The organism is Streptomyces sp. SID1328 (assembly GCF_009865595.1).
In the GTDB taxonomy this organism is placed as follows: domain Bacteria; phylum Actinomycetota; class Actinomycetes; order Streptomycetales; family Streptomycetaceae; genus Streptomyces; species Streptomyces griseoluteus.
In genome coordinates, this window is record NZ_WWKH01000362.1 from 1 (window position 1) to 12,207 (window position 12,207).

General features: G+C 73.1%; 14 protein-coding genes. 4 read left to right on the plus strand and 10 right to left on the minus strand.

Annotation, left to right across the window (positions count from 1 at the left end; translation table 11 throughout):
* The coding region (locus tag GT030_RS10810; RefSeq protein WP_161200911.1) for a GNAT family N-acetyltransferase at nt 1-590 on the minus strand (590 nt) is incomplete at its 3' end.
* Nucleotides 591-698: 108 nt separating this feature from the next.
* On the opposite strand from GT030_RS10810, the gene GT030_RS10815 reads away from it, so the two are divergent.
* Together GT030_RS10815 and GT030_RS10820 are read left to right on the plus strand one after the other, a co-directional pair.
* Nucleotides 699-1,340: a PAS domain-containing protein gene (locus tag GT030_RS10815; protein ID WP_161200912.1), complete on the plus strand. Its 642-nt coding sequence runs from the start codon at nt 699-701 to the stop codon at nt 1,338-1,340.
* A 30-nt stretch (nt 1,341-1,370) separates the two neighbouring features.
* Nucleotides 1,371-2,339, plus strand: a complete 969-nt coding sequence (locus tag GT030_RS10820) for a threo-3-hydroxy-L-aspartate ammonia-lyase (protein ID WP_161200913.1) — start codon at nt 1,371-1,373, stop codon at nt 2,337-2,339.
* Nucleotides 2,340-2,398: 59 nt separating this feature from the next.
* On the opposite strand, the gene GT030_RS10825 is transcribed toward GT030_RS10820, so the two are convergent.
* From GT030_RS10825 to GT030_RS10850, 6 genes are all read right to left on the minus strand, one after another.
* Nucleotides 2,399-2,890 (minus strand): peptidylprolyl isomerase, encoded by a 492-nt coding sequence (locus GT030_RS10825; RefSeq protein WP_161200914.1) that lies wholly within the window; start codon nt 2,888-2,890, stop codon nt 2,399-2,401.
* A 199-nt stretch (nt 2,891-3,089) separates the two neighbouring features.
* Nucleotides 3,090-4,334 carry a cytochrome P450 gene (locus tag GT030_RS10830; RefSeq protein ID WP_161200915.1) on the minus strand — a complete coding sequence of 415 codons (1,245 nt, stop codon included), beginning with the start codon at nt 4,332-4,334 and terminating at the stop codon, nt 3,090-3,092.
* Nucleotides 4,335-4,478: 144 nt separating this feature from the next.
* Nucleotides 4,479-4,634 (minus strand): DUF6131 family protein, encoded by a 156-nt coding sequence (locus GT030_RS10835; protein WP_135793346.1) that lies wholly within the window; start codon nt 4,632-4,634, stop codon nt 4,479-4,481.
* Nucleotides 4,635-4,762: 128 nt separating this feature from the next.
* Nucleotides 4,763-5,836 (minus strand): NAD(+)/NADH kinase, encoded by a 1,074-nt coding sequence (locus GT030_RS10840; RefSeq protein ID WP_161200916.1) that lies wholly within the window; start codon nt 5,834-5,836, stop codon nt 4,763-4,765.
* 89 nt (nt 5,837-5,925) lie between these two features.
* The gene (locus tag GT030_RS10845) at nt 5,926-6,780 is read right to left on the minus strand and encodes a CAP domain-containing protein (protein ID WP_161200917.1); all 855 of its coding nucleotides are present in this window, start codon (nt 6,778-6,780) and stop codon (nt 5,926-5,928) included.
* A 435-nt stretch (nt 6,781-7,215) separates the two neighbouring features.
* A complete protein-coding gene (locus GT030_RS10850; RefSeq protein ID WP_161200918.1) occupies nt 7,216-8,055 on the minus strand; it encodes a helix-turn-helix transcriptional regulator in 840 nt (279 codons plus the stop codon).
* Nucleotides 8,056-8,141: 86 nt separating this feature from the next.
* Here GT030_RS10850 and GT030_RS10855 point away from each other — a divergent pair, with 86 nt between their 5' ends.
* Nucleotides 8,142-8,933, plus strand: coding sequence for a glucose 1-dehydrogenase (locus GT030_RS10855; protein ID WP_161200919.1), 792 nt, complete (start codon nt 8,142-8,144; stop codon nt 8,931-8,933).
* Between the two features lie 33 nt (nt 8,934-8,966).
* Here GT030_RS10855 and GT030_RS10860 read toward each other — a convergent pair whose 3' ends face one another.
* Nucleotides 8,967-9,812, minus strand: coding sequence for a DUF1206 domain-containing protein (locus GT030_RS10860; RefSeq protein ID WP_202459946.1), 846 nt, complete (start codon nt 9,810-9,812; stop codon nt 8,967-8,969).
* A gap of 65 nt (nt 9,813-9,877) precedes the next feature.
* Here GT030_RS10860 and GT030_RS10865 point away from each other — a divergent pair, with 65 nt between their 5' ends.
* Nucleotides 9,878-11,083, plus strand: coding sequence for an MFS transporter (locus GT030_RS10865; RefSeq protein WP_161200921.1), 1,206 nt, complete (start codon nt 9,878-9,880; stop codon nt 11,081-11,083).
* A gap of 170 nt (nt 11,084-11,253) precedes the next feature.
* On the opposite strand, the gene GT030_RS10870 is transcribed toward GT030_RS10865, so the two are convergent.
* On the minus strand, nt 11,254-11,898 hold the full coding sequence (locus tag GT030_RS10870) for a hypothetical protein (protein ID WP_161200922.1): 645 nt from the start codon (nt 11,896-11,898) through the stop codon (nt 11,254-11,256).
* A 41-nt stretch (nt 11,899-11,939) separates the two neighbouring features.
* On the minus strand, nt 11,940-12,207 hold a 268-nt coding region (locus GT030_RS10875), incomplete at its 5' end, for a glycerol-3-phosphate dehydrogenase C-terminal domain-containing protein (RefSeq protein WP_272920679.1).

Genomic DNA, 12,207 nt, shown 5'->3' on the forward strand with positions numbered 1-12,207 from the left:
CCCCGCCCCCGGTAAGCGGGCCGCGTGCCCACCCCGGCCAGCTCCGCCGTGCCCTCGGCGGGCGCCGAGCAACTGGCCGCCCCGGCACACGCGCCGTCCTCCGCGCGCACGAACCGCACGGCCCCGCCCCGCTCCTGTGTCCGCCGCAGCAGCGAGGCGCCATCGGCGGGCGCGGGGAACTCCGCGCCGAACGCCTCGGTCAGGGCCGCGTCGATCTCCGCGAACTCCGCGTCCGTGGAGGGGGATCGGGTTGAGGGCAGACCGGCGGGGCGGGTGAGCGTTGCCGGGGTGCAGACCAGGTACTCGTGCACGGCCTCGGTGGCGAAGCCCGCCCGGCGCAGGGCCGGTTCCACCTCCGGTGCCGCGTCCGGGGCGAACTCCAGCCGGGGGAGGAGCCCGCGCTTTGCGAACTCGCCCACCAGGGCGGCCACCTCGGCCTCCGTGGGGGTCGCGCCGGGCAGCGGGGTCGCGTAGTTGACGTAGGGGCTGGTCGTCGCGGGGTCGAAGCCCGCCACGAAGCCGCCGACCCGGATCGGTTCCGGGCGGCGCAGCAGGTTGGCGGCGGCGAAGTTCTGCACATCGAGGGGCACGGCACCGCACGCTGCCACGGCGGGCCCGTCCGGCCAACCGAATTGCGGACCTGGTGCCGGGGTCGGTGTAGATGTATCGTCCAGAACTGGAAAGTCCGTCCAGCGGCGATGGAGGCGGTGTCGGTGGGTTCCGAGGACGAGCATCTGCTGGGCGAGGCCGAGAAGGTCGCGGTCGCGCTGGGGCGGATGTTTCCGGGGCTGTGCGAGGTCGTACTGCACGATCTGCGGGACCCGGAGCACGCGATCCGGGTCATCGAGAACAACCTCTCCGGCCGTGCTCCCGGCGACCCCGCGACCGAGCTGGGGCTGGCCCGCGTCGCGGACCCCGGCTACCCGGACGTCGTGCAGAACTACCCCAACCGCTTCCCCGACGGCCGCCCCGCCAAGAGCACCTCCGTCGGCATCCGGAACAGCGCGGGCGAGTACATCGCGGCCATCTGCCTCAACCTGGACGTCTCCGTGCTCTCCCCGGTCGCGCTCGCGCTGGCCAACCTGGTCGCCACCGGCACCGAACACGGCGCCGAGCCGTTGGAGACACTGCGGGACCGGCGCGCGCGGGAGCTGCGCGGGACCGTGGAGGAGCTGGCCGCGCGGCGCGGGGCCACCCCGAGATCGCTGGGCCGGGACGCCAAGCGCGCGCTGGTACGGCAGCTGCACGGCGAGGGCTGGTTCGACTCGCGGGACGCCGCCCAGACCATCGCCGACCTGCTCGGGGTCTCCCGAGCGACCGTCTACAACTACACGAAGTAAGAACCCACACCACTCCCTGGGGGACCCGCCATGCCCGCCGAACCACACCTCACCCTCGACGACGTCCGCGCGGCCGCCGCCCGCCTGGAGGGCGTCGCGCACCGGACCCCCGTCCTCACCTCGCGCACCCTGAACGCCCGCGTCGGGGCGGAGGTGTTCATCAAGTGCGAGAACTTCCAGCGGGTCGGCGCCTTCAAGTTCCGGGGGGCCTACAACGCCGCCGCGCAGCTGCCGCCGGACCAGCTCGCCAAGGGCATCGCCGCCTTCTCCTCCGGCAACCACGCCCAGGCCGTCGCGCTGGCCGCCCGGGAACTGGGCACCACCGCCGTCATCCTGATGCCCGAGGACGCCCCCCGCTCCAAGATGGAGGCCACCCTCGGCTACGGCGCGGAGGTCGTCACGTACGACCGTTACACCGAGGAGCGCGGCGCCCTCGGGGAGGGCCTGGCGAAGGACCGGGGGCTGGCGCTGATCCCGCCCTACGACCACCTCGACGTCATCGCGGGCCAGGGCACGGCCGCGCTGGAACTACTGGAGGAGACCGGGGAGCTGGACGCGCTGGTGGTTCCGGTGGGCGGTGGCGGGCTCATCGCGGGCAGCGCCGTCGCGGCGAAGTCCCTCTACCCGGCGGTGCGGATGATCGGCGTGGAGCCGGAGGCGGGCGACGACACCAAGCGCTCGCTGGAGTCGGGGGAGCGCGTCACCATCCCGGTGCCCCGCTCCATCGCCGACGGACAGGTGCTGCCGAGCCCAGGCGAGATCACCTTCGCGCTCAACCAGCGGCTGGTCGACGCCATCGCGCTGGTCAGCGACGAGGAGATCGTCGACGCCATGCGGTTCGCCTTCGAACGCCTGAGGATCGTCCTCGAACCGAGCGGTGCCACGCCGCTGGCGGCCCTGCTGTCCGGGCGGGTCGAGAACCTGCCGCCGCGGGTCGGCGTCATCGCCTCGGGCGGGAACATCGACACCCGGCGCTTCGCGGAACTCACCGCGGGCTGAGCCGGGGCCCGGCCGCCGTGCCCCCTTCAGCGCGGGGGCACGGCGATTGGCGGGGCGGATCAGACGGTGCCGCTCGCGGAGACCGAGACCTTGGCCCTCGGGGCGCCGCTGCCGGTACCGAGGGACTCGATACGGTCCACGACGTCCTGGCCCTCGACGACCTCGCCGAAGACGACGTGCTTGCCGTCCAGCCAGTCGGTGACGACCGTGGTCACGAAGAACTGCGAGCCGTTGGTGTTCGGGCCCGCGTTCGCCATGCTCAGCAGGTACGGCCGGTCGTGCTTGAGGTTGAAGTTCTCGTCGGGGAACTTCTCGCCGTAGATGCTCTTGCCGCCGGTGCCGTTGCCGTTGGTGAAGTCACCGCCCTGGAGCATGAACTGCGGGATGACCCGGTGGAAGGGGGAACCGGCGTAGCCGAAGCCGTGCTGGCCGGTGGCCAGCTCGCGGAAGTTCTTGGCGGTCTTGGGCACGACGTCGTCGAAGAGACGGAACACGATCCGGCCCGCCGGCTCGTCGTTGATGGTGATGTCGAAGTACACGTTGTCGCTCATGTAGATCAACCTACCGTCGCTCGGCACGTGACGGTCGCCGGAGCCCGGCACGGCGGACCGCGTCGGGCCGGGCCCCTTGCGGGCGCTCGGGGTCAAATATGCATCCGCAAATGACTCGCACTCATCAAGTCAGCCTTTATCGCTTGATGTTGGCCGAACCTGGACCTCCTGCGTACGCATGGGCAAACCCCGCCGAGCCCTACCAGGTCACCGGCAGTGTTCTCGGACCGCGAATCAGCCCGTCCCGCTGGAACTCGACCTTCTCGGCCGGTACGGCGAGCCGCAGCTCCGGGAACTCCGTCATCACGGCCTCGATGAGCACCTCGGCCTCCATCCGCGCCATCAGCGCGGCCAGGCAGAAATGCGGGCCGTGCCCGAAGGCGACATGCCCCGCGCCGGAGCGGTCGAAGTCCAGCAGCTCCGGGGTGGGGAAGGCGGACGGGTCCCGGTTGGCGGCGACGTAGGCGTTGTAGACCACATCCCCCTTGTGGATCAGATGGCCGCCGATCCGCACGTCCTCGGTGGCGACGCGGGGGATGCCGACGCCGTTGCGGTGCGGGACGAACCGGAAGAGTTCCTCCACCGCCTTCGGCAGCAGCTCCGGCTCCCGGCGCAGCCGCTCGAACTGGTCCGGGTGGGTGAGCAGGGCGTACATCATGGAGCCGCTGTTGTTGCGCACCGCGTGCCCGCCGCTGACGTACACCGCCATGGCCAGCGAGATCGCCTCGTCCTCGGTGATCTCACCGCTCGCCGCGGCCTCCGCCAGCACTCCCGCCAGGTCCTCGCGGGGCTCGGTGCGGCGGCGCTCCAGCAGCGCGGTCACCCGGCTCCGGGTGTCCTGCCGGGCCGCCTGGTTGCGCTCCCTCGCGTCCGCCTTGGTCAGCAGCGCCTCCGAGTTGCCGGCCCAGTTGCGCCAGTCGTCCTCGTCGGCGCCCAGAAAGGCGCAGACCACCGCGATCGGGAACGGCGTGTACAGGTGCTCCATGAGATCGCCGGGAGCACCAGCGCGCCGCATGCCCTGCAGCATCCCGCGGGCGGTGCGCTGGGCCGGCGGGCGCAGCCGGGCCATGCTCTTCGCGGTGAAGGCCCGCGCCACCACCCGGCGCAGCACGGTGTGCCGGGGCGCGTCGATGTACTGGAGCCCGGCCGTCTGCGAGGCCACCGTCTGCGGCGCCATCGTCGTCACCGAGCGGCCGAGCAGCGCCGCGCGGGAGAAGCGGGGGTCGGAGGTGACGAAGCGGACGTCGTCGTAGCGGGTGACCAGCCACGCGTGACCCTCCCCGTAGGGCAGCCGGATGCGGGTGACCGGCTCGTCGCGCAGCAGCGAGTCCAGGAACGGGTCGGGGTCCAGCGCGGGCAGGTCCTCGACCAGCCAGGGCCGCACGGGCGGCGGAGGCGGGGAGGACGGGGGTACGGGCTCGACGGACGCGGAGTCGAAGGTCATGGCGGGTCCCTTCTCCAGCAGTGTCCGTCAGCCTCCCGCAGCCGCACGGGTGCCGCATGCGGGGTTCCGCCACATCAGCGGTCCCCCTGGCGCACTGGAGTGCATCAGGGGGACCGATGGGGCCGGGAGGTCACCACAGAAGGGTCACCAGTAGTGCCGGCGACCGGCGACCGCGTGACCGGTGGCGCCGAGAATCCACAGGATGGCGCCGATCACGGCGAGAATGATGCCGATCGTCCACAGGATCGAGATCCCGGTGAGAAAGCCGATGATCAGAAGGATGACGCCGATCGCGAGCATGGTGTGCCTCCAGCCGTAGGAGTAGTACCTGCTCTTCTAATGCCCCGATGCGGGGCACATTCTCACTCCGGAGCGGGAAACCTGGACATCCTTTCGAGCCGATTCGAGCCGGGCGGCGTTTCCGCAGGTCAGTGGTGTGGCCGGGGCTCGTCGGGGGAGGCGGGCAGGGCCAGGTGTTCGAGGTCGCCGGGCGGCGCCGAGCGCACCGGCCACAGCGGGGCCGCCTGTCCGTCCGCGACCGCCGCGGGGGCGTCGGTGAGGTTCATCCGCTCCCGCAGCCGCCCGTAGAAGTCCATCGGGCCCAGCCGTACCGCCCGCAGCCGCCGGGGGGAGGCGTACACGCCGATCCAGTCGCCTGGGTTCAGCACGCCCCGCACCTGGCCGTCGATGCTGACCGCGGCCTGGCCGGAGCGCTCCAGCACCCGGAACGCGATCGGCTCGTCCGGCGCCGCCAGCACCGAGCGGTCGAACGTCATGTGCGGGGCGACCGGTGTGAACAGCAGCCCCTCCATGCGCGGCGAGACCACCGGCCCCCCGGCGGCGAAGCTGTACGCGGTCGAGCCGGTCGGCGTGGCCACCAGCAGCGCGTCGGCGGAGTACGAGGCGAGGAGCTGGCCGGCGATGTACACGCCGACCGACACCTGCCGGTCCCGCGTCAGCTTCTCCAGGACCACGTCGTTCAGCGCGGTGACGTTCAGGGCCACGCCCCAGTCGTCCCCGACCGTGCAGTCCCCGCGCACCCTTGGCGGCGGCAGCATCGGGCCACGCCCGTAGCGCACCAGGTCCGCCATGTGGGCGGGCACGCCCAGCGGGCAGGAGGCGCGCATGGTGAGCAGCATCCGGCTCTCCACCTCGTACCGGCCCTCGTACACCGCGTCCAGCGCGGCCCGTACGGCCGGCGCGGGTACCTCGGTGAGAAAGCCGACCCGGCCGAGGTCGACGCCGAGCACCAGGGCGTCGTTCTCCGCGGCCAGGCGGGCGCCGCGCAGGAAGGTGCCGTCGCCGCCCAGGGTGACGATGAGGTCCGGGTCGCCGGCGCTGTCGACCTCGTCGCGGGCGCTGTGCCGGGCGCCCTCCTGCCAGACGTCGATGTCGGCGCAGCCCACGTCGTGCCCGGCGCACCACTCGCGCACCGCGTCCGCCGCGGCGAGGGCGGCCGGGCGCCCGGCGTGCACGACCAAACCGATACGGCTCACCGTCATCCCGACACCCGCCTCCCAGCCGACCCGCGCGACCGCCCCATCCTCACCGGGAGGCGGACACGCGTGCGGGACGCCACGCCGCCGGGGTGCTACCGGGCGGTGCCGAAGTCCTGGGTCCAGTAGCTGCCGGGCTGGGCGAGGCCCACGCCGATCTCCTTGTAGGAGCAGTTGAGGATGTTCTCCCGGTGGCCGGGGCTGTTCATCCAGCCGGCCATGACCTCTTCGGGCGTCGAGTAGCCGTAGGCGACGTTCTCGCCGTACGCGCTCCACTGGTAGCCGGCCGCGGTGATGCGCGAACCGGGGTCGGAGCCGTCGGAGCCGGTGTGCGACATGGTGTTGTGCGCGGCCATGTCGGCGCTGTGGTCCTGCGCGGCCTTGGTCAGTGTGGAGTTGAGGGCGACCGGGGAGCAGCCGGCCTTGGCGCGCTCGGCGTTGACCAGTTCCACGATGCGGGCCACGTCGCCGGAGGCGGTCGCCGCGGGCTGCGGGGTGCCGGGCGAGGTGGCGGTGGCGGTCTGCACGGGGCGGGGCGCGGTGGAGACCTGGCGCACGGTCGGGGCCGAAACGGGCTTCGCGGAGGCCGGCTTGGTGACGGCGGGCTTTGCCGTGGCCGGCTTGGCGGGCCGGGCGGCGGCCGTGGTCTTCGCCGCCTCGGGGGCCTGCCGCGTGGTGCGGTGGTGGGCGGGCGCCGCAGTGGGCTGGTGCTCGGTGCGGATGCTCGGGGAAGCGGAGGGGGTCGCGGGGGCGGCGGCCTGCTTCCGCACGTGGTGCGACGCGTGGCGGGGGCTCTGCTCGGTCTGCCAGGCGGTGGCCTCGGTCTGCCGGCCGGAGTCGCCCTTCCAGTCGACGCAGGCCACGGCGGCGGTCGGTACGCCCACCGCGCCCACGGCGACGGCGGCTATGAGCACCCGCCGGTACTGCTGGTCCTTACGGTGCTTTCCCATGCGTGAAACCTCATTCGGTAGGCGCCGGGCGCCGCCGCGCGGCTTCCTCTTGCTGGAACCCGCCTCCCGAACAGCAAAAGACGCCCTGCGAGTCGTCATTCTTAGGACGGTCACACAAGGCATGCAAAGGGACTGTCGTACTAACGCGCTTCGTAGAGCGGCGAGCCCCTTGCCAAGGTCACGTGGGCGTGCCGACCCGGCGACAGCGGCTTCGGGTCGCTGCTGCCGAGCCGTCAGAACCCCTCATGATTTGCGAAAGCGAGGTTCTCGGGCGAGGGAATCGGCCGCTTCAGGGGACAGCATGATCCAAATACCCGCCAAGACGGACAAAGCGCACTTGTCGTCACGGCTCGTCACCTACTAAGGGACACCCGTAGGTCATCGGAGCCTGTGAGGGATGTCACGGAACCATCCCCTTGTCCGGCGGCTCGGGGGCTACACGTCCATCCGCTGGGTTCCCACGACCGACAGCAACCGGAGCGCCGCCTCCGAGGCGGAGCCCGGCGTGGCGGTGTACAGGACGAGGCGCTGGTCCCGGTCCGGGACGTGCAGGGCGTCGCAGTTGACGGTCAGGGGGCCGACCACCGGGTGGTGGAAGGTCTTGGCCAGGGTCGGCAGCACGGAGACCTCGTACGCCTCCCAGAGCCGGGCGAAGTCCTCGCTGCCCGCCAGGAGTTCGGCCACCAGGCCGGTCACCTCCGGTGAGCCGGGGTAGCGGGCGGAGGCGGCGCGCAGCCGCTGCACCGAGTCGCGGGCGAACGCGGCCGCGTCCGAGACGCCGTACAACCCGCCCTGGTGCGCGTCGAGGAAGACGCGGCGGATCAGATTGCGGTCGCGGCGCGAGAGTGCGGAGAAGTCCTCCATCAGCGCCGCCGCCAGATCGTTCCAGGCGAGCACCTCGCCGATCGCCGACGTGACGATGGCAGCCGTCCCCGGCAGCCGGGACAACAGGTCCAGGATGCTCTGCCGCACCTCGCGCGGGGGGCCGGGCGGCGGGGCCGGGGGCGCCCCGGCCAGGTGGTGCAGATGATCGCGCTCGGCGTCCGTCAGACGCAGCGCCCTGACCAGCCCGGACAGCACCTCACGGGACGGGCGCGGGCCGCGCGCCTGCTCCAGCCGGGTGTAGTACTCGGTGGAGATGAACGCCAGTTGCGCCACCTCCTCGCGTCGCAGCCCCGGCGTACGGCGGCGCGGTCCGGCGGGCAGACCCACCTCGGCCGGGCCGATCCGCTCGCGCCTGTCCCGCAGAAATGCCGCCAGTCCGTCTCGGTCCACGGGGCCAGTCTGCGCCGGAGCGGCGGTGCCAGCCAGGTACCGCCTGTGCCTGGATGAGCGGGACCGGGCGGCGCAGGCTCGACCACATGAACCCCACAGCGACAGACACTTCCCTCCCCACCGGACTGCTCCCCGGCAAGGTCGCCTTCATCACCGGCGCCGGACGCGGGATCGGTGCCGCCGCGGCCCGGCTCTTCGCCCGCGAGGGGGCGCGGGTCGTGCTCGCCGCCCGCAGCGAGGACCAGCTCGAGGCGGTCACCGAGGAGATCCGGGCCGAGGGCGGCACCGCCGACTACGTGGTGTGCGACCTCGCCGACGGGAACGCGGTGCGCGCCGCCGTCGACCGGGTCGTACACCTCCACGGACGCCTCGACATCGCCTTCAACAACGGGGCCGCCAACCAGGCACCCGGCCCGCTGGACGACCTGTCCGAGGACGAGTTCGACCGGCTCTACACCGTCAACCTCAAGGGGCAGTGGCTGGCCATGAACGCCGAGGTCGCGGCCATCCGGGCCACCGCCGGCAGCGGAGCCGTCGTCAACAACTCCTCCGTCGGCAGCCTGCGCGGCAACCCCGAACTGCCGGGCTACGGCGCGATGAAGCGGGCCCTGAACAGCATCACCGAGTCGGCCGCCGTCACGTACGGCCCGGAGGGCATCCGCGTCAACGCCATCGCGCCCGGCAACACGGCCACCGAGATGATGCGGGCCTGGGAGGAGAAGGCGCCCGGCCTTCAGGAACGGCTCCAGGCGCACACCCCGCTGCGGCGGGATGCGCGCCCCGAGGAGATCGCGGAGGCCGCGGCCTGGCTGCTGAGCGACCGCGCCTCCTTCGTCACCGGCGCGGTCCTGCGGGTGGACGGCGGCGCCCTCACCTGAGGCGGGGCGCCGTGGTCGTGGTCGGCAAGGGGATCAGACCTCGCGCCAGCGGGCGTTGCACCAGGAGAAGACGCCGAACGCGGCCAGGCCCAGCGCGATCAGCGCCAGCAGCCAGGGCCCGGCGGGCAGGTCCCGGAACGAACGCAGAGTGTCGTCCATGCCCTTGGCCTTGCCCGGCTCGTGCTGGACGGCCGCGATCAGGGCGAACACCCCGGCCACGGCGAAGACGATGCCGCGGGCCGCGCCGCCGCCCACGCCCAGGACGTCGACGATCTTCCGCACGGTGGGGGACATCTCGCCGGTGCGCAGATGCTTGCGGAACTTCCGCATCACCGCACGGGCCGCGATGTACACCCCCGCCCCGATCACCACGAGCCCGGCGGCCCCGACGATCCACTGACCGCCGGGCCACTTCAGCGCCATCGCGGTCACGTCGTCGCTCCGCTGGTCCGAGGAGCCGCCGCCGCTGCCCTTCTGGCCGGCCGCGTAGGACAGCACGGAGTAGGAGACGAAGGCGTAGAACACCGCGCGCGCCGCGGACATCACCCGCTTCGACGCCTTGGTGCCGTCCGGGCCGGCGCTGCCCACCACCGCCTCCGACAGCCGCCACAGTGCCATGCCGGCCAGCGCGACACCGACGATCCACAGCATGGCGGCGCCGAACGGCTTGTCCGCCAGCTCGGAGAGGGCGCCGCCGCGGTCGGCCTGCTTCTTGCCGCCGCCACCGCCCACGGCTATCTGAAGGGCGATGACGCCCACGAGCAGGTAGATCAGTCCACGGGCGACGAAGCCCGCCTTCGCCGCCGCGGTCATCGCCGGGCTGTCGGCCGCTCGCCGGGCCTGCCCCCGGCCACGCTGTGTCAGAACGCTTGAGTCCATGACACACCCGATGCCCCGGCGTGTCCGCGTCACGCCCGACCGGCGCCGACGTGCCAAGGTGAGGTGTGATCGACTCCGGCACGGACCCCTCCCGGCGGCGCCTGCGCCCCGGATACCTCGGCGCGGCGGGCGTCTTCGCCGTGGGCATGATGGGCACCACACTGCCCACCCCGCTGTACGGGCTGTACCGGGAGCAGATCGGGTTCTCCGAGCTGATCGTGACCGTGGTGTTCGCGGTCTACGCGGTCGGCGTCATCGTCGCCCTGCTGCTCGCCGGCGGCGCCTCCGACGTGCTGGGACGGCGGCCGGTGCTGGTCGTCGCCCTGGTGCTGTCGGCCCTCAGCGCGGTGTGCTTCCTGCTGGAGGGCGGGCTGCCGCTGCTCTGCCTCGGGCGGGTGCTGTCCGGGTTCTCGGCGGGGCTGTTCAGCGGCACCGGTACGGCCGCCGTCCTCGACCTCGCGCCGCCCGGGCGACGGGGACGGGCCGCCCTCGCGGCGACGGCCGCCAACATGGGCGGGCTCGGGCTCGGGCCGCTGGTCTCCGGGCTGCTCGCCGAGTACGCGCCCCGGCCGCTGATCCTGCCCTTCCTCGTCCACCTCGCCCTGCTCGCCGTCGCGCTCGTCGTGACCCTGCTGCTCCCCGAGACGGTTCACCACGAAGGGGCCCGGCCACCGCTCAGGCCGCAGGGCATGCGGGTGCCGCCCGAGGTGCGCGGGGTGTTCGGGCCCTGCGCGCTGGCCGCGTTCGCCGGGTTCTCCCTGCTCGGCCTGTTCACGGCCGTCGCGCCCGCGTTCCTCACCGAGACCCTCGGCGAGCACAACCTCGCGGTGACCGGCGCCGTGGTCTTCAGCGTGTTCTGCGCCTCCACCGGCGGCCAGCTCCTCATGGGCCGCATCGGCGCCCGCGCCGCCCTCCCCTGGGGCTGCGCCGTACTCGCCGCCGGCCTCGTCCTGGTCGGCACCTCACTCCTCGTGGAGTCCCTCCCGCTCCTCCTCATCGGCGCCCTCACCGGCGGCGCGGGCCAGGGCATGGCCTTCCGTGCGGGCCTCACGGCGGTCGGCGCGGCCGCCCCCGAGGAACACCGCGGCGCCACCATCTCCGCCTTCTTCGTCGTCGCCTACCTCGGCATCTCCCTCCCGGTCGTGGGCGTGGGCGCGCTGACGGTGGGTCTGGGGGTGCGGGGGGCAGGGATGGTGTTCACGGCCTGCGCGATCGTGCTGGTCGTGGCGGTGGGGGCACGGGTACGGGTGCGTCCGCCGCGCACGCTGTGAACGTGAGCGGCAGCGAGGGGTCAGCGGGAAACCGCAGACCCCAGCGGGCGCCGGTACGGACCAGGGCGGCCGCCGGGGGGCGGGCGTGGAGGACGAGATCACGTTGGATCATCCGCAGCAAAGCGGCCAGTGCGGCCGGCATGGGGCGATACACCTTGGCCGCTGCGCGGTCAGCCCGCGGTGCGCACCGTAGTGGTCACCCTGACCTGGCACGGCATGCGCGGAGTCGAGCCGAAGCCGAAGCGCACGGGTGGGTCCACCGGGGCGAGGGTGCCGAGGTCGCGGCCCTCGAGGGTGGCCGTCGCCGCCGTGAGCCGGTGCAGGTCGCGGGCGCCGTACCACTCGTACCGGCCGTTGCCCGCGGAGCCGCGCGTGTGTACGCCCATCAGCAGGCGGGCCACCGGGTCGGTCAGGGCGGCGAAGGCGGGCCGGGAGGTGACCGGGGCCGCCAGTCGGAGCAGGGTGCCCAGGGCGCCCCGGCGGCCGACCGTGAAGCGCAGGTCGAGCAGCGGGCCGGACGTCACCGTCCAGCGGTCCCCGGCGATCCGCACCCCCACCGGCACCACCCGCACCTCGTCGAACGCATACGTCCCCGCGATGAACTCCGCCACCCGCCCGGTCGGCGCCAGCAGGGTGCGGCGGCCGTCCGGGCGTTCCAGCATCACGTCGCTGAAGGGGCCGAAGGGGGTGTGAGGCCAGTGGCCCAGGACCAGGCGGGTGCCGGAGGTCGTGCCGATACCGGTGATCCAGCCGTCGAAGCGGAGGTCGACGGAGTCGCGCGCGCGTGGGGGCGGGGCAGGAGAGCCGGGGGGCATCACGCGCAACGGATGCCCCTGGTGGGAAGCGGTGAAACAGGTCAGACGCCCGATGGGGTGGCCCGCGAAAGGATCTCGGCGGCGACCGCGAGTGCCTCGGCGCGGTCCTCGGGGACGAGGCCGATGCGGGTGCGCCGGTCCAGCAGGTCGGACGGGTCGAGGGCGCCCTCGTGGCGGGCGGCCCAGAGGAGTTCCGCGCGGGTGACCGGGTGGCCGGGGAGCACCGGCCCGGCGAGCGCCGGATCCCGCTCGGCCAGGGCGAGGACGGCCGGGGCCTCGGTGCCGTAGCGGCGGACCAGCCGGGCGGGG